This is a genomic window from Williamsia sp. Y844 (assembly GCF_056786475.1).
Window position 1 is genome coordinate 536669 of the sequence record NZ_JBXCJB010000004.1, and the last position, 17611, is coordinate 554279.

Here is a 17611-nt window from a genome sequence, read left to right on the forward strand (position 1 = left end):
GAGGCAGTTTATAACGTGTTCTACCTTGCGGGTGGAAGTCGGCGATGCGCGAAGGGGCGAATCATGAGTGGTCCGGAAAGCGGACGAGGTGACGGCAGCGTGCCGAATCCGGGGGACGAAACGTATGACGTGATCGTTGTCGGCGCCGGCGGTGCGGGCATGAGCGCCGCCATCACCGCCGCGGCACACGGTCTGAGCACGATCATCGTCGAGAAATCCGCCTATTGGGGTGGGTCGACGTCCCGCTCGGGCGGTGGCGTGTGGATTCCGGACAACCGACTCCTGAAGCGCGACGGCGTGAAGGACGACCGCGAGGCCGCCCGCACCTACGTTCGATCGATCGTCGGAGATGTGGTCGCACCAGATCGGATCGACGCCTACATCGATAGAGGCCCCGAAGCGCTCGAATTCCTGATGGAGCACTCGCCGCTCGACCTCGAATGGGTCAAGAACTACTCGGACTACTATCCGGAGGCACCGGGTGGGCGCGTCCATGGACGGTCCTGCGAACCCAGGCCCTTCGATTCACGCAAACTCGGCAAAGACTTCAAGACGCTTCACCCGCCGTACACGAAGTCCCCGTTGAACGTGGTGGTGATGCAGTCGGACTACCGCTGGCTGAGCACCGGTCTGCGGCATTGGAAGGGCCCGCTCCGGTTCATGAAGGTCGGAATGCGGTTCACCTGGGCCAAACTCACCGGCAAGAAGCTGATCGCGATGGGCGCCGCCCTGATGTCGGAATTGCTGCTCGGTGTCCGGCAGGCCGGAATTCCGTTGCAGCTGAACACCGGACTCGTCGACCTGGTGACCGAGGGCGACCGGGTCGTCGGCATCGAGGTCGAATCCGACGGAACAAGGCGCACGCTCCATGCCCGCCACGGTGTGGTGCTGGCTTGCGGTGGTTTCGAGCACAACATCGAGATGCGGCACAAGTACCAGCGTCAGCCCATCGGATCCCAATGGACCACAGGCGCCGAATCCAACACCGGTGACGGCATCAATGCGGGGCTCAAAATCGGTGCAGCCGTGAGCTTTATGGAAGATGCCTGGTGGGGCCCGACCATCCCGCTCCCCCGCGGCCCCTGGTTCGCCCTGTCGGAGCGCGCGCTACCGGGAAGCATGATGATCAACGACCGCGGTCAGCGATTCATGAACGAGTCGCTGCCGTATGTCGAAGCGGTGCACCAGATGTACGGTGGCGAGTTCGGCCAGGGTGAAGGCCCCGGAGAGAATCTGCCGTGTTGGCTGGTTTTCGACCAGACCTACCGCAACCGGTACATGTTCGCCTCGGTGTCCGGACGGCAACCGCTGCCCGGCAACTGGTTCAAGTCGGGTGTGATCACCAAGGCCGACAGCATCGAGGCACTCGCGGAGCAGATCGGCGTACCGGCCGATGGCCTTGCCCAAACCACCAAGCGGTTCAACGAGTTCGCGGTGAAGGGCATCGACGACGACTACGGCCGCGGGGTCAGCAAGTACGACCACTACTACGGCGACATCACCAACAAGCCGAATCCGAGCCTCGGCCCACTCAAGAAGGGTCCGTTCTACGCGGTCAAGATGGTGCCCGGCGACCTCGGAACCAAGGGCGGCATCAACACCGACGCCGCCGGACGCGCACTTCGCACGGACGGTTCTGCCATCGACGGCTTGTACGCCGCGGGTAACACCAGCGCACCGGTGATGGGCCACACTTACGCGGGCCCCGGCGCAACCATCGGTCCGGCAATGGTTTTCGGCTACCTTGCCGCTCTCGACATCGCCGCACATGCACAACAGGATCGAGTGAAGAAGGAGAAGGCAAGCTGATGGCGATCGATCCGGATATCGCGCTGGGCGCGGTGGTCTCGAAGGAGTCCTACAGCTGGAATGCCTCGGATGTCGCGCTCTACAACCTCGGGGTGGGTGCAGGCGCCGATCCGCTGGACCGCGCAGCACTTCGCTATTTCGACGACAACCACCCGAAGGTGTTGCCGACGTTCGCGACCGTGGCCGCACATTTCCATGACACAGAACCACCGAAGGTCTCCAAGCCCGGCGTCGAGATCGATCTCGCAAATGTCGTCCACGGTTCGCAGGAAGTGCTGGTGCACAAGCCCATTCCCGCATCAGGATCGGCAACCACCACGGTCAGGATCATCGAACTGCAGGACAAGGGTTCGGCTGCGGTGATCATCGAGGAGTTCACCACCGTCGACGATGCGGGAGAGCCCCTGTGGACCGCACGTTCCTCGATTTTCGCCAAGGGCGAGGGCGGTTTCGGTGGCGAACGGGGCAATTCCGAGAAAGTCGTCTACCCCGATCGCGAACCAGATCACGTCATCGAGGCAAAGACACTTCCGCAGCAGGCCTTGCTCTACCGGCTGTGCGGCGACCGCAATCCGCTGCATTCCGATCCGGAATTTGCCGAGAAATCAGGTTTCCCGAGGCCGATCCTGCACGGCCTGTGCACCTACGGGACGGTGTGCCGCGCTGTTGTGGACACACTGCTCGACGGTGAGGTGGATCGGGTCGAACGGTTCGGCGCCAAGTTCGCCGGAGTCGTCTTTCCTGGCGAGACGCTACGAATCAGGGTGTGGGAGGACGGATCCCGCCTCCTCATCAGGGCGACGGTGGCCGACCGCGACGACGCGCCCGCGCTGGGCGATGTCGTGCTGACGACGTTTCGTCACGAGGACTGACGAAGCCTGCTCGAACTGGGGTCAGGCGGCACTCATGAAGATGGCAACCAGGCCGACGAAAATCGCGGCCAAGGAGCCCAACAGTGTGAGGACTCGCCAGATACGTAGTTTGATGACGGGTGTGTCGTTGACATGCGTTGAGGCCATTGGATTCCCTCTCTAATGAACATGGCCAGCCCGGCTGGGTCGGTCGTCACCAGCAACATCGAAATGTTGTGTTACCAGCGGGACAAATGTGACACACGTGACAGGTGATGCACGTCAGCCACACCGATCATAGTGATAACGATTACACAACACGAACAGCTGGATAGAACACGTTTCACTCGCCTAAATTGGATAAATGGACTCTTCTGGGGGCACCCCGACGCGCGATAAGCTCGGCTTCCGCGCAATCTGGCTCATCGTGGTCGCCTGCGCTGCACTGAGCCTGGTCATCGCCGCGATGGCTTCCCTCAACACCGCGATTCCCGACATCGCCCCGGCCGTCGGCGCCAACTCCAATCAGGTGACCTGGCTGATCGACGGCTACACACTCACCATCGCCGCCCTCTTGCTTCCAGCCGGAGCCATCGGCGACCGGTACGGCCGCCGCGAAGTACTGATCGGCGGGCTCGTCGTCTTCACCATCGGCTCATTGCTCCCGATCTGGGTGTCCAATCCCGATCAGTTCATCGCCGCCCGTGCACTGACGGGCGTGGGCGCGGCATTTGTCATGCCGGCGACACTGTCGGTCATCACCGCAGGCGTACCCGAATCCAAACGCCATCTCGCCGTGAGCATCTGGGCCGGCGTTGGTGGATCCGGCGGCATTGCAGGCTTTTTCGTGACCGGTGTGCTTCTCGAGTTCTTCAGTTGGCACTCCATATTCGTCACGTTCGGCATCTCAGCGGCCGTCACCGCGGTGCTGGCCTGCACGATCCCGACGTCCAAGGACTCGACCACGCACCGATTCGACTGGATCGGGTCGATCACCTCGGCCTCCGGCATCGGACTACTCGTCTACGGCCTCATCGAGGCACCGCATCGCGGCTGGCTCGACCCGCTGTCGCTGCTGGCGCTGATCGGCGGTCTCCTGCTCATCGCGGCATTCTGGTTCTGGCAGCGGAAGAACCCGGAACCGCTGCTCGACGTGCGTCTGTTCAACAACCGCGCATTCTCTGCAGGCACACTGAGCATCACGGTGCAGTTCCTTGTCGTCTTCGGGATCTTCCTGGTGCTACTGCAGCAGTTGCAGTTGGTCTTCGGATACTCACCGCTCAAAGCCGCAGTCGCCCTGATGCCGATGGTCGGTCTGGTGATGGTGTTCTCGCTGATCGGAAACTGGCTCACCACCCGAACGAGTCTGCGGACCATTCTGGTGTTCGGCATGGCCGCGATGGGCGTCGGTTCGATCTATCTCGGCGCCGTCAACCTGGACAGCTATCAGACCATCGTCGTCGCAATGATCATCCTGGCAATCGGATTGGGTATCGCCACGGCGCCGTCGACCACCGCAATCATGATCAACACACCCACCGACAATCAGGGCGTCGGATCTGCGGTGAACGACACCGCCCGCGAGCTCGGTTCAGCGATCGGAATCGCTGTCGGCGGAAGCCTGTTGGCCGCCGGGTATACCCGGAACATCGAACCGGTTGCCGCCGACGCCGAGGCATCGATGCAACAACTGTCCACACAGCTCGAAGCCGCCGGGCAAACGGATCGCGCACAAGAGGCCGCGACCGCTGCCGACTCCATCAGCGAGCACATCACCAACACTCTTGCCGAAGCGCTTCAGGTGGCAGGCCAACTGTCCCCCGTCCAACCGGAGCTCGCCGCGCGGATCAGCAAGGGCGCCATCGAGGCCTTCGAAGGACCGATGGGCACCTCATGCCTCGCCTTGGGCGGCGTATGCCTGGCAACGGCCATCGGCCTTGTCTTCCTCACGCCCAAACAGATCGACGACGGTGCGGCAGAGCGTGCCGACGCCAAAACCAAAGCGGGCATCAGCGACTGACGTCAGCAGACGCGTTGCACCGTCTGGAGATGTCGGTGAACGTGCCCGCTCGATGCTGCCGCCACAGCTCGTCTGGACGGCAGCATCGTGCGTTTTCACACTATGGAGTTGTCAAAGATGCGTGCGCGGTCCCGACAAGATCTCGGGTGCGCTGGTGGTGGAAAGTTGGTTCAGGCGGCGAGCGTCAGGGTTCGTCTGTTGTAGGCCGGTAGTGGTCTTCGCTGCGGATCGATATCGGCGGGCGGAATCATCCACGGGTGTCCGTCGGAGCCCATGATCACGTCCCACCCGGTGTTGTGAACCGCCATGTGACAGGTGCGGCACAGCAAGCACCCGTTGTCGAGGGTGGTGGCACCGCCATCAACAAAGTGCACGATGTGGTGACAGTCCGACCAGCCTGCCTTGGCACCACATTTCACACAGCAGGTGTCGCGGATGATGATCGCTTTGCGCACAAGCCCTTTGAACAGCCGTTTCGGTGGACTCATATCGACCGGGACGTCCTGCCCGTCGAGGGTGATCGAGGTGATTGATGAATCGCAGGCCAACGTTGCGGCGGTCGCTTCGGTGATCGGACCCATCCACGGCAACGTGGCAGCCTCGGGATGATCGGCGGGCACGGTGACCATCACTTCGGTTCGCGGCGCCGACACCAGCGTTTGCTCGCCACCGCCGCAATCCAATAACTGGTGCAGCGCATCAGCCCGGCGTTGGGTGGGGCTTCGACTGTCATCCGAACCGTCCGGTTCGGGGCGTGCTTTGGACCAGAAGTCCAACGCGGAGAACAACTTTTCCCCGATCACCGCATCCACATCGAACGTGCCGACACAGCGACCTTCACGGACTGCATAGTCCAGGCTGTTCAGTGACCGGTCTTCAGCCGGCGGTGGACCGCCGGTGTCCTTCGCCACCTCATTCCCCAGCGTTCGGGCCGCCGCGCTGATCTCTGCCGGTGGTGCTCCGGAGATGGCGTGGTTCAACAGTTTCCGTTCGAACTCGATCTGCTGCTCAGCGGTGATCGGATCCTCGGACCGCCCGAGGACATGCGCAACACCTTTGACCACCGCATCGACATGCTCGGACGACAGAAACCCGTCCCTCGAATACCCGGCAGTACGATCCAGACCGGCGAGGCCCGGTCCGACGCGCAACCACCGATACGCCGATACCGGTGCCGCACCATTGGCCTGCAACAACTTAGACGTGGTCGATCCCTCCTTACGGGCGATACCCGACCCGTCGATCACCGCGGCGCACACCGCTAGTTGATGCTCGGCGGCGTTGCGCAGGGTTATCAGATCCTTCGCCATACCCAGCGTGGCAGTTGGATCATCCGGTAAGACCAGGTCGACCAGATCGTCAACCATCTCGAGAAGTCGCATAGCACAGCACCTTCCAAGGACAAGAGCAAACCGGGAGGTCGACCGGATGTGTCTGCGGGGAAGGCGTCAGATACGTCGTGCTTGTGGCCGATTGATTCCACTGTACCTACTCGAACACATGTTCGCAAGGGTGTTGCTGGGCCAATTCGACTCAGCTGCAGCATCTTTCGATAGTCAGGCGAAACAACTAACGCGAACCCGGCCGATGGCTGAATAGCCCTTGCCGATCAGAAGTGCACACCAACCACCCCCACCCCCGAACCGAGCAGTCAGTCGATTCGCGCGGAGGGTGTGCCGATGCCGCGGAGAATGTTGTCGACCAGAGCGTCTGCGAAGGCGACGGTCAGCGGTTGCGCCGGGAGCAACAGCCGGTGGTAGGCCGCGCCCCACAACTGGTCGACCACGACTTCGAGGTCGATATCGTCGCGAAGCACACCCGCCTCCTGCGCCAACCGAAGACGGTCTACCGCAAGTTGACGGCGCGGCCGCGTGTACGTCGTCTCGATCGTTGCGGCGAGCGCGGGATCCGATTGGGAAAGTCCCACCAACTCTGCGATCACGCGACCTCGAGGGGTGTCGACGAGTAGGTGGATGAACGAATGCAACTGCGCTTTGAGGTCGCGGCCGAGGTCGCCGGAGTTCTCGAAACCCAGCTCCACCTCGACGGCGGAGAAGTACGCCTCGAGTGCGAGCGCCCCTGGGGACGGCCACCATTTGTACAAGGTCATCTTGCTGACGCCGGCGTGAGTTGCGACCTTGTCGAAGGTCACGGCCTTGATGCCACCGGAGAACAGCAGCTCCGTCGTCGCGGCGAGAACAGCCTGGTGCACTTCCGCTGCGGCGCGGCGCCCTCTTCCGGCGCGCAACTTGATGTCCTTCTCGGCGGGCAACCTGTCCGTCGTCATTGACCTCACCCCTTGCCTCATATGTACAAGTAGTCTACATTTCAGTTTGTGTACAACTAGTCCACTTATAAGCGAGTTGGCCATGGTCAGCAAGAATCACAATGCCCGCACCGCGATCGTCTTCGGTGGCTCCGGCGGGATCGGAAGAGCGGTCGCCGAACGCCTCGCAGCCGACGGAAACAACGTGGTGGTCCACTACGCCGGACGGGCGGCGGCAGCCGATGCGGTGGCCAACGGCATCACCGCGAACGGTGGGACGGCCATCACTGCAGGCGGCGACGTTGCGGACGAGACCCAGATGGAGCGTGTCTTCGATCAGACCGCCGAGCAGTTCGGTGGTGTCGACATCGTTGTCAACACCGCGGGCATCATGCTGCTCGCGCCTGTCGCCGACATGAATCTCGACGACTTCGACCGAATGCACCGGACCAACGTCAGAGGAACGTTTGTCGTGTCCCAGCTCGCGGCCCAGAAACTGCGTCCGGGCGGTGCGCTTGTCAACTTCTCCACCTCGATAACCCGTCTGCAACAACCGAATTACGCCGCGTATGCCGCAACCAAGGGGGCCGTCGAGGCGTTGACCCTCATACTCGCGCGCGAACTACGTGGGCGCGACATCACCGTCAACGTGGTCGCACCGGGCCCGACCGCGACACCGCTGTTCCTCGAGGGCAAACCGAGCGAACTGATCAACCGGCTGGCAAGCGCAGCCCCGCTAGAGCGACTGGGCGAGCCCGAGGACATCGCAGAAGTCGTTGCATTCCTGGCAGGTCCGGGACGGTGGGTGAACGGACAGACCCTGTACGCCAACGGAGGAATTGCCTGATCGCTTGCAGCGCAACGACTCCGGCCTATCTCAGCTGCTCACCGCGCCCGAAACCGATGTGCCGAGTGCGGCATCCTTGGCCCACCGGTAGTCGGCCTTACCGGCCGGGGTCCGCTTGATCTCGTCGACCAACACCAGCAGACGGGGAATCTTGTAGCCCGCCAGCATCGTTCGGCAATGCTCCTGGATTTCGTCGAGCGTCGGCGCGGTCTGGTCCGGGCGGACCGCTACCACGGCCGAGACCTTCTGGCCCATACGTTCGTCGGGGGCCCCGACCACCAGTGCGTCGGCGACCGCGGGGTGTGCGTGCAGGCAGGCCTCGACCTCTTCGGCAAACACCTTCTCACCACCGGTGTTGATGCACTGCGAACCGCGTCCGAGGAAGACGATGGTGCCGTCGGCCTCGACGTGCGCCATATCGCCGAGCACAGACACCCGGGTGCCATCGGGCAACGTGGGGAATGTTCGCGCCGACTTCTCCTCATCCCCGTAATAGCCCAGGGGCACGTTCCCGATCCGGGCGATCATCCCCACCTCACCGGAGCCTGGTTCGATCGGCTCCAGCTTTTCGTCGAGCACCGTCATCTTCGAAGACGGCGGCATCGCCAGCGTGCCGTCCTCCCGAACTTCAAAGGCACCGTCGTTGCCGGACTCCGAGGCCCCGAAGTTATCGCGCAGCAACAAATCAGGCTTCGCCGCGACCATCCGATCTCGCACACCGACCGACCAGATCGCACCGCCGGAGGTGATCGAGAACAGGGCCGACATGTCGACCTCGTCCTTCAGCTTGTTCATCGCATCTGCAAGGGGCGAACCCATACCGTCGCCGACGATCAGGATCACGTTGACCTTGTCGGATTCGATGGAGCGCACCACTTTTTCGGGGTCAAACGTCCGCATCAATACCAGGCGCGCACCCAGGGTCAAGAACGTGAACAGCGAATACAACGCCGCGCCGTGCATCAGCGGTGCCGCGATCAGGAAGGCCAGATCGGGGAACTCCTTTGCCGCTGCGGCAACTTCGCCGAGGTTCTTGCGTGGGTTGTTGTCCTCGTACGGGTTACCGCCCGACAACGGCTTGTGGAAGAAGTCGTCGTGCCGCCACATCACCCCCTTGGGGTAGCCGGTGGTGCCGCCGGTGTAGAGCACCCAGAGCTCATCGCCCGTCCGGGGTTCGAAGTCCCGCGCATCCGAATACCCCTGCGGCGCAAAGGGAAGAACACTCACACCGGCCTCCGTTGCGGCATCGGCCAGCGCTTGGGAGACCTCCCCGATCACCAGCACCGTCCGCAGGGTCGGGATCTGTCCGATGATCTGTGCCAGGTTCTCCTGATGTTCGAGTTCTTCGACAACTATCGCCACCGAGTCGGAGTTCTCGAAGATGTAGAGCAGCTCTGCCGGTGTGTAGCGATAGTTGATGTTGATGGGAACAGCACGCAGCTTGATGACACCGAGGATGGTGGTGACGTGCTCCAGGCTGTTCTTGAGGAACAGCGAGACATGGTCGCCGGCACCGATTCCCGCGGCCGACAACATGTGTGCCACCTGATTCGACTCGCGTTCGAGTAAGCGGTAGCTGTGATCAACACCCTCGTAGGTCAACGCAATCCGGTCGGGAACCGAGTCGGCGACGGTCTCGAATACATCGGCAAGGTTGAAGGCCATCTGAGAAATCTCCTTTGCGACGAGAATGAGGGCACGAACTATGCGGTCAGGACAAGACCACTGGTCGGGACTCCGGTGCCGGCGGTGACCACCACTGCACCTGCGCCGTCGACCTGGTTGACCGAGTCACCACGAAGCTGTCGGACAGCTTCGGCGATGCCGTTCATCCCGTGGATGTACGCCTCCCCGAGTTGCCCACCGTGGGTGTTGAGCGGCAGCCTGCCACCCACTTCGAGTGCACCGGGTTCGCGGACAAGATCTTTCGCCTCACCGCGACCGCAAAATCCGAGCTCCTCGAGCTGCATCAACGTGTACGGCGTGAAGTGGTCGTAGAGGATCGCGACATCCATGTCGTCGGGGCGAAGTTCCGACTGCTCCCACAACTGCCTGCCCACCAACCCCATCTCGGGGAGTCCGGCGATGTCGTCGCGGTAGTAGCTGGTCATTATGTACTGGTTTTCACCGCTGCCCGATGCAGCACCAGCGATGACGACCGGCGTATGCGGTAGATCCTTGGCGCGCTCGGCCGACACCACCACAATCGCCACCCCACCATCGGATTCTTGGCAGCAATCAAGGAGATGGAGGGGCTCGGCGATGTACCGCGAGTTCTGGTGATCGTCGAGCGTGATGGGTTTGCCGTAGAAGAAAGCCTCGGGATTGACCGCTGCATGCTTGCGATCCACCACCGCGATCTGGCCGAAATCTGCACTGGTGGCGCCATATTCGTACATGTATCGCTGGGCCACCATTGCCACGAACGCAGCCGGGGTACTTAGCCCATGTGGATAGCTGAAGGCGTTGTCGGTGCCCGACGAGTTGTCCTGCGCGACCAGCGAGGTGTTCACCTGGCCGAACCGCATGCCCGACCGCTCATTGAAGGCCCGGTAGGCCACCACCACATCGGCAACCCCGGTCGCCACCGCCATCGCCGCCTGCTGCACGGTGGAGCACGCTGCTCCCCCACCGAAGTGGATGCGAGAGAAGTACTTCAACTCACCGATGCCCGAGGCGCGGGCGACCGCGATCTCGGTGTTGGTGTCCATGGTGAACGAGACCAGTCCGTCCACGTCTGCCGGTGTCAATCCGGCGTCCGCAAGCGCCGCGGTGACAGCTTCGGCCGCGAGCCGCAGTTCGCTGCGTCCCGAGTTCTTGGAGAAGTCGGTGGCGCCGATACCGACAATCGCTGCCTTACCGGACAACCCGCTCATCGGCTCGCTCCCGCTTCACTTTTTCCCGCCGGTGCACTGACGTTCGTATGGTCCATCACCAGTGTCACCACCGACGTCACGTGGTTTCCGAGGCTGTCCTTGCCGACCACGTCGACCGTCACCAGACCGTCATCCACCGCGCTCACGGTGCCGGTGAGCGTCAAGGTGTCGTAGGCATACCAGGGCACACCGAGTCGTAGCTTGATCGACCGAATCTGCGCGCGCTGCCCGGCCCAGTCGGTGATGTACCGCTGCACCAGTCCGGTGTCGGTGAGGATGTTGACAAAGATGTCCTTCGACCCCTTCTGGTGAGCGAGGTCGCGGTCGTGGTGGACATCCTGAAAGTCCCTGGTGGCCAAGGCCGTCGAAACCACGAAGGTCGGTGTCGCGTCCACTGTGAGAGTCGGCAGTTCAAGACCGACTACTGCTGCGGGAGGGTTGGCGGGCGGGACAACTGTGGGTACCGCGGGGGGAACATTCATTGCTGCACTCCTGTTCCGGCGGGCTGCCACGCATACAGCGTCCAGGCGGCGGCATCGTCGACCGCCGGGAAGTCAAGGAATTCAACACGTACCGGAAGCCCGATCTCGACCTGCTCGGGTTCGACCCCGCGGAGCTCGCCCAAAAGCCGTACACCTTCGTCGAGTTCGACGAGCGCGATGACAAACGGCAACTTTCGGCCCGGAACCTTCGGGGCATGGTGCACCACGTAGCTGTAGACACTGCCCAGACCGGTGGCGACCACGTAGTCGGTCTCCTCGCCCTTGGCCTTCCAGATCGCCGGCACCGGCGGATGCCGCAGCGATCCGTCCTCGAGTTTTTGGATGCGCAGCTCGTGCTCGCGTACGCCGTCCCAGAAGAACAGCGTATCCAGAGATGGGGTGGGACGCATCATCTTTGCCGGATCGAAATCGTCGGCCGGTGAACCGAGTGATGAGATCACCGCGCTGTCGGCCGCGGGTGGCCCAGGATCCCTATCCGAAATCGGATCCTTGGCGGGCGGTCGGAACTTGAGGATCCGGAAATCCATCTCGGCGACAACTTCGTCGCCGACCTTCCAGGTGTTCCTGGTGGTGAAGAACCAGCCTTCGCCGAGGCCGGTCTGCTTGGGCCCCACCACATCTGTCAGGGCGGCCTCGATGGTCACCTCTTCACCAGGCTTCGTGTACCGGTGGTAGGTCGAATCACAGTTGGTCGCGACAACTGACGTGTAGCCCGCGTCGTCGAGAATCTGTGTCACCTGACCGAGTGGGTCGTCGTCGGCGCGCACCCTGGCCAGTCCCCGCATCGTCCACACCTGCGCCATCGCCGGAGGAGCCACGATGCCGTCGTATCCCGCAGCGCGGGCGGCATCGTCGTCGACGTAGATCGGGTTGTTGTCCCCGATGGCCTCGGTCCAGTTGTTGATCATGGCTGTGTTGATGGGGTCGCGGCCTGCCACCGGAGCGCTGGTGCCCGCAGCCCGGACGCGGTCGGTGGCCGCGATGATCGTCGACGTATCAACAGTTGTCATGGAATGGCTCCTCTCAGCGCTTTCCGCGGGGTAGACCGAGCCCGGCGGTGGCGATCATCTCGCGCATCACCTCGTTGACACCGCCACCGAAGGTGATCACGACGTTGCGTTTGGCCTGGACGTCGAACCAGTCGGCGAGCGCGGCGGTCTGCGGGTCGGAGAAATCTCCGTGCCTGCCCAGGATCTCGTCGATCAACCGGTGGACGTGCTGTAGCCGTTCGGTGGCGAAGACCTTCGTTGCCGCGGCATCGGCCATCGAGATCGAATCACCGCCTGCTGCCACCTGCCAGTTGAGCAGCTCGTTGATCCGGTAGTAGGCATGCAGCTCTGCCAGAGCACGTTTCACGTCCGTGTGCTTTGCCGGAACGGTGCCGTCGGGGCCCGGGCGCTCCGCCCACTCGGTGATGCGGGCGAGGAGCCCGTCGAGTCGTCCGGCGGGACCGAGCATGACGCGCTCGTGGTTGAGCTGTGTGGTGATGAGCCGCCATCCGCCGTTGACCTCACCAACCACCATGTTGGCAGGCACCACCACATCCGAGTAGTACGTGGCGTTGACGTGATGGGCATGGTCGGCGGTGATGATCGGGGTCCAGCTGTATCCGGGGTCGGTGGTGTCGACGATCAGGATCGAGATGCCCTTGTGCTTGGCGACGTCCTTATCGGTCCGGCAGGCCAGCCACACGAAGTCGGCGTCGTGGCCGCCGGTGGTGAAGATCTTCTGTCCGTTGACGATGTACTCGTCGCCGCTCTGGACCGCGGTGGTCTTGAGCGATGCGAGGTCGGTGCCGGCATCGGGTTCGGTGTAACCGATCGCGAAGTGGACCTCACCGGCGAGGATCGCAGGCAAGAACCGTTGCTTCTGCTCCTCGTTGCCGTAGAGCTGCAGAGTCGGTCCGACCGTCTGCAGCGTCACCGAAGGCAACGGGACATCGGCGCGAGCGGCCTCGTTGACGAAGATCTGCTGTTCGATGTGGCCAAATCCGCGGCCACCGTATTCCTTCGGCCATCCGACACCGAGCCAGCCGTCCTTGCCCATCTGCCGGATCACCTTGCGGTAAGTGGGTCCGTGTCGCTCGGTGAGCATCACTTCGGCATCGGTCTCGGAGACCAGCGTCGAAAAGTATTCGCGCAGCTCCGCTTTCAGGCTGCGCTGCTCGGGGGTGAGATCGATGAACATCGGGTTTACGCTCCTGCCTCTACCTGCTCGGCCAGTGCATCGAGGCGGCTGGTGGGTCCACCCACCAGACGCGCGAGATCCTTGGCGATCGAGAAGTACCGGTGCAACGGGTACGTGAGGTCGACACCGATGCCGCCATGGAGGTGGACCATCGTCCGCATCGTGGCCGGGACCTCCTGCGCCAGCCAGTACGTGGCCACCGCCAGATCCGGGCCCGCATCAAGACCTTCGGATAAACGCCAGCCGGCCGCCGTGGTCGCCAGTGTCATCGACCGAGCCACCACGTAGATGTCGGCGAGTTGCTGCTGTACGGCCTGGAACGTCCCGATGGGCTTGTCGAACTGGACTCGCTCGGTGACGTGGGTGGCCGTCAGCTTCATCGCACCGGCGACCAATCCGTCGGCGTAGGCGGCGATGCCGAGCGCGTGGTGCTCGATGAGCCAATCCGGATCGCCCTCGAGGATGGTCCGGACCGGCACGTTGTCGAATTCGACTGTGTACTCGCCCCATCCGCACGACGAGGTCGTCCTGGTGATGGTCACTCCCGGGTCATCACCGGCGACGACAGCTACGCCCGCGTCTGCGGCGACGAGCAGGGCGCTCGCACCCTCGGCATGCAGCACACCGGTTTTGGTCCCGGTCAACTTTCCGCCCGACACCGAGGTGTGCGGTGTGGCCGTCATCGCCGCGCCCGGCTCGTTGATGGCCGCAGCCAACCAACCACCCGATTGCACTGCGGCGCCGAGTTCGACCGCCACGTCGGGAGCCCGGGCGGCCAGTGGCGCCAGCCCCGAGATCAGGGTCCCGATCGCGGGTGTCACGGCCGCGGACCGTCCCAACGCGGTGGCGACGGGGAGCAGCCCACCGACACCGACGTCATCGCCGCCCTGGCTCTCCGGCAATGGCAGCGCCAGAACACCGCCACCGGCCAGCGCCGACCACAACGTTGTCTCGAACCCCCCGCGATCTGTCAGATTCGCGTCCCAGACCGTCTCGTGCCGTTCCAGCACCGAGTCCATGACATCGCTCACAGTTTGGGCGGTGGAATCCAGCGTGAAATCCACGTTCTACACCCCTCCAAAGAATTAGAACTTGTTCTAGTTGTATCAGACGAACACGGTGTCCGTTTCGACTTGCGCCAAGCTGCGGCCGCACCTCACCGGGGCAGACCCAGCAGCCTCTCGGCCGTGGCCGTCAGCAGGATCTGGGTGGTGCCACCCGCAATGGACAGACACCGGTTCAGCAGGAACGTGTCGGCAGCCGCGGACAAGGCCAGGCCTTCGGTACCACGGCATTGTTGCGCGAACTCGGGCACCGATTGCCGATGCCGAACCCCGATCAGCTTGCGGACACCGGCCACCGCCCCCGGATCCGTCCCGTTGATCGACCCGAGCACCGTCCGCAGATCCAGGACCTGCCCGAGCTGCGCCTGCACGATGAGATCGCCGAGACCTTCGGTCTGCGCATCGGTCAGCACCGAGTCACCGATCTGCTCGAGAAGCGCTTCCATCTCCTTGCCGAGGGCCGAGCCACCCATCGCCACTCGCTCGTTGGCCAGCGTGGTGCGCGCCAGGCGCCAGCCGTTGTCGACCTCCCCGACCACACAGTCGTCGGGGACGAACACGTCATCAAGAAAGACCTCGTTGAACAGTGACCGGCCGGTCAACTCGCGCAGCGGCCGCGTCTGAATGCCTGCCGACTTCATGTCGACGAGGAAATACGTGATCCCCTTGTGCTTGGGGACATCAGGATTGGTTCGCGCCAGGCAAATCGCCCAATCGGCATCGTGCGCGTGCGACGACCAGACCTTCTGACCCTGCAGCCGCCAGCCGCCGTCGACCTTCGTGGCCTTGGTCCGCAGCGAGGCGAGGTCCGAACCCGCCCCCGGCTCGGAAAACAGCTGGCACCACAACAACTCGCCGTCGAGCGTCGCCCGCACAAAGCGTTCGCGCTGCGCGTCGGTGCCGTGCGCGACGATCGTCGGGATCGCCCACCCCGCAATCACCAGGTCCGGACGACGGACGCCCGCTCGTTCCAATTCGGAATCGATGAGCACCTGATGCGACGCGTCGGCGCCGAGTCCGTACGGCGTTGGCCAATGTGGCGTCAGGTATCCGGTGGCAGCAAGTGCCAGGCGCTGATCCGTCGCGGCCGCAATGGACTCCGCCTGCTCCCGAACCTGCGGGCGGTCGCGCTCGGCGTCCCCCAGATCGATCGTGAACGTTCGACGGACCCCGGACCGGTTCAGTTCGGCAACCTGCCTGCGCCACCACCCCGGGCCCCCGAGCTGGGCCTGCCAGGCCAGCGCCCGACGCAGGTAGAGGTGCGCATCGTGTTCGAAGGTGAACCCGATCCCGCCGAGTACCTGAATACAGTCCTTGGCGTTCGCCACGGTCAATTCGGCGACCACCGCCGCTGCCGCCGCGGCGCTGATCTCCAGCTGCGCCGTCGCCGCCTCGCGGTCGGCACTGTCGGCTTCGGTGAGTTCGTCGATGGCCTCGGCGAGGTCCCAGGCCGCGGCGCCGACCAGTTCGCTGCGACAGAGCATTTCCGCGCAGATGTGTTTGACGGCCTGAAAGCTGCCGATCGGCGCGCCGAACTGTTCCCGCACCTTGGCGTACTCGACGGCGGTGTCGAGGCACCAGCGGGCAACTCCGGCCGCCTGAGCGGCGATCCCGGCGATGACCGTGGCCCGCACAAACGAATCCGAGACGTGCAGGACCTCGTGAGCGGGGATCCGGACCTGTTCGAACCGGACCCGAGCGAGGTCCATCGAGAAGTCGATGCCCTCGACTTTGTCGGCGACCACACCCGGCGTTTTCGGTTCCAGCAGCACCCACCGCCGGCTTCCCGCGATGTCCACCGGCGCCAGCAGCGCGACACCATCTGCGTACCCGGCGACCAGTCCGAGGTCACCGTCGGCCGACAGGACGCCGCGTTCGGTTTCGGTCGACAGGACCACGCCACCGCCCGTCAGCACAGCCGTTGCGATCGCGACGCCGACCTCACCGGCCAGCAACTGCCCGAGTAACGCGTTCTCATTCGGTGCGCCTGTCACCGCTGCCAGCAGGGCACCGATGGCCGTTCCGGCTACCGGACCGGGGACGAGTCCGTAGCCCGTTTGCTCGAGCATGACGGCGAGATCGATGAACATCGCGTCCATTCCGCCCTGGCTCTCCGGTACCGCGGCCGCGAACACCCCTAGACCCGCCAGTTCGGGGAACAGTGCAGGCCAGGCATCGGCCTGCACGTCGGATCCGGGTTCGGCCGCCCGGACCGAGGTGATTGCCGACACCTTTTTGGACCATTGACCAATTGCATCGGCCACAGCGGTATGTTCTTGAGTGGTAGCGATCGTCATGGGCCTGGACATCCTGACTACTCGGAGTTGTCGGTGCGTAGTAGAACCTGTTCTAATATTGCACGTTCGAGGCGGCAGAATGAAAGGGGCTGCGGCACGCGGCCTCCAAATCGCATTTTCGGTGCCAGCGATTAATGTGTAGTTGACCACCTGCAAAAACGGTCAACCACAGAAACCAGGGCCCACTGGGCGCAGAAACGAAAGAGGTCGTCCACTGATGGCAAGCCCGAATCCCACCGGCGGTTCGGTCAGCGATGCTGCCGTCGGTACCGAGATCGACCTCGGCTCCAACGCCCAGCGTGAACGTAGACGCCGCATCCTCGACGCGACGCTTGCCCTCGCGTCAAAGGGCGGCTACGACGCCGTACAGATGCGCGCCGTCGCCGACCGTGCCGACGTTGCCGTCGGAACCCTTTATCGTTATTTCCCCTCGAAGGTGCACCTACTCGTCACCGCCCTGGCCCGCGAGTTCGAAGGCGTCGAGGCCCGCGCCGACAAGACCCGCCTCCGCGGAGACACGCCACTCGAGCGTCTGCGCCACGTCCTGGACATGATCACCCTTGCCATGCAACGTGATCCGCTGCTGACCGAAGCAATGACCCGCGCATTCATGTTCGCCGATGCATCGGCCTCCGCAGAGGTCGACAAGGTCGCGAGGATCATCGACCGTCTGCTCGCCAATGCCATGGTCGAAGGCGAGCCCGGCGATCTCGACCTGAAGATCGCCCGCGTCGTCTCCGACGTCTGGATGTCGAATCTAGTGCAGTGGCTGACCCGCCGGGCCTCGGCCACCGACGTCACCAACCGCCTGGAGTTGACGATCACGCTCCTGCTCGCCGGCCGCGACAACAAGGACGCCGCAGCACAATAGCCACAAAAGCACCCGTTCCA

At 63.5% G+C, this 17611-nt stretch carries 15 protein-coding genes; 5 read left to right on the plus strand and 10 right to left on the minus strand.

Annotated features, from left to right (window positions below):
• Window positions 1–63 precede the first annotated feature (63 nt).
• Entirely contained in the window at window positions 64–1809 is a 1746-nt protein-coding gene (kstD, locus tag AC1TQG_RS23655) for a 3-oxosteroid 1-dehydrogenase (RefSeq protein WP_482140802.1), read from the plus strand.
• Window positions 1809–2681 carry a MaoC/PaaZ C-terminal domain-containing protein gene (locus tag AC1TQG_RS23660; RefSeq protein ID WP_482140804.1) on the plus strand — a complete coding sequence of 291 codons (873 nt, stop codon included), beginning with the start codon at window positions 1809–1811 and terminating at the stop codon, window positions 2679–2681. The genes kstD and AC1TQG_RS23660 overlap by 1 nt, the downstream gene beginning before the upstream one ends.
• Window positions 2682–2702: 21 nt before the next feature.
• Here the strand turns inward: AC1TQG_RS23660 and AC1TQG_RS23665 are convergent, their stop codons facing one another.
• On the minus strand, window positions 2703–2828 hold the full coding sequence (locus AC1TQG_RS23665; protein WP_482140806.1) for a hypothetical protein: 126 nt from the start codon (window positions 2826–2828) through the stop codon (window positions 2703–2705).
• Window positions 2829–3024: 196 nt separating this feature from the next.
• On the opposite strand from AC1TQG_RS23665, the gene AC1TQG_RS23670 reads away from it, so the two are divergent.
• On the plus strand, window positions 3025–4680 hold the full coding sequence (locus AC1TQG_RS23670; RefSeq protein WP_482140807.1) for an MFS transporter: 1656 nt from the start codon (window positions 3025–3027) through the stop codon (window positions 4678–4680).
• A gap of 170 nt (window positions 4681–4850) precedes the next feature.
• On the opposite strand, the gene AC1TQG_RS23675 is transcribed toward AC1TQG_RS23670, so the two are convergent.
• Window positions 4851–6062, minus strand: a complete 1212-nt coding sequence (locus AC1TQG_RS23675; RefSeq protein WP_482140809.1) for an HNH endonuclease — start codon at window positions 6060–6062, stop codon at window positions 4851–4853.
• Window positions 6063–6331: 269 nt separating this feature from the next.
• A complete protein-coding gene (locus AC1TQG_RS23680; protein ID WP_482140811.1) occupies window positions 6332–6967 on the minus strand; it encodes a TetR/AcrR family transcriptional regulator in 636 nt (211 codons plus the stop codon).
• A gap of 82 nt (window positions 6968–7049) precedes the next feature.
• On the opposite strand from AC1TQG_RS23680, the gene AC1TQG_RS23685 reads away from it, so the two are divergent.
• Window positions 7050–7793, plus strand: a complete 744-nt coding sequence (locus AC1TQG_RS23685) for an SDR family oxidoreductase (protein WP_482140813.1) — start codon at window positions 7050–7052, stop codon at window positions 7791–7793.
• 30 nt (window positions 7794–7823) lie between these two features.
• On the opposite strand, the gene AC1TQG_RS23690 is transcribed toward AC1TQG_RS23685, so the two are convergent.
• The 7 genes from AC1TQG_RS23690 to AC1TQG_RS23720 form a co-directional block, all read right to left on the minus strand.
• Window positions 7824–9458, minus strand: a complete 1635-nt coding sequence (locus AC1TQG_RS23690; protein WP_482140815.1) for an AMP-binding protein — start codon at window positions 9456–9458, stop codon at window positions 7824–7826.
• Between the two features lie 38 nt (window positions 9459–9496).
• Window positions 9497–10669, minus strand: a complete 1173-nt coding sequence (locus AC1TQG_RS23695; protein WP_482140817.1) for a lipid-transfer protein — start codon at window positions 10667–10669, stop codon at window positions 9497–9499.
• Entirely contained in the window at window positions 10666–11151 is a 486-nt protein-coding gene (locus AC1TQG_RS23700) for a MaoC family dehydratase (RefSeq protein ID WP_482140819.1), read from the minus strand. The genes AC1TQG_RS23695 and AC1TQG_RS23700 overlap by 4 nt, the downstream gene beginning before the upstream one ends.
• The gene (locus AC1TQG_RS23705; protein ID WP_482140821.1) at window positions 11148–12182 is read right to left on the minus strand and encodes a bifunctional MaoC family dehydratase N-terminal/OB-fold nucleic acid binding domain-containing protein; all 1035 of its coding nucleotides are present in this window, start codon (window positions 12180–12182) and stop codon (window positions 11148–11150) included. Before AC1TQG_RS23705 ends, AC1TQG_RS23700 begins: the two co-directional genes overlap by 4 nt.
• 13 nt (window positions 12183–12195) lie before the next feature.
• Window positions 12196–13359: an acyl-CoA dehydrogenase family protein gene (locus AC1TQG_RS23710; protein ID WP_482140823.1), complete on the minus strand. Its 1164-nt coding sequence runs from the start codon at window positions 13357–13359 to the stop codon at window positions 12196–12198.
• A gap of 5 nt (window positions 13360–13364) precedes the next feature.
• Window positions 13365–14423 (minus strand): acyl-CoA dehydrogenase family protein, encoded by a 1059-nt coding sequence (locus AC1TQG_RS23715; protein WP_482140825.1) that lies wholly within the window; start codon window positions 14421–14423, stop codon window positions 13365–13367.
• Window positions 14424–14515: 92 nt separating this feature from the next.
• On the minus strand, window positions 14516–16720 hold the full coding sequence (locus tag AC1TQG_RS23720) for an acyl-CoA dehydrogenase family protein (RefSeq protein WP_482140827.1): 2205 nt from the start codon (window positions 16718–16720) through the stop codon (window positions 14516–14518).
• Between the two features lie 217 nt (window positions 16721–16937).
• Here AC1TQG_RS23720 and kstR point away from each other — a divergent pair, with 217 nt between their 5' ends.
• On the plus strand, window positions 16938–17591 hold the full coding sequence (gene kstR, locus AC1TQG_RS23725) for a cholesterol catabolism transcriptional regulator KstR (RefSeq protein ID WP_482140829.1): 654 nt from the start codon (window positions 16938–16940) through the stop codon (window positions 17589–17591).
• Window positions 17592–17611: the final 20 nt, after the last annotated feature.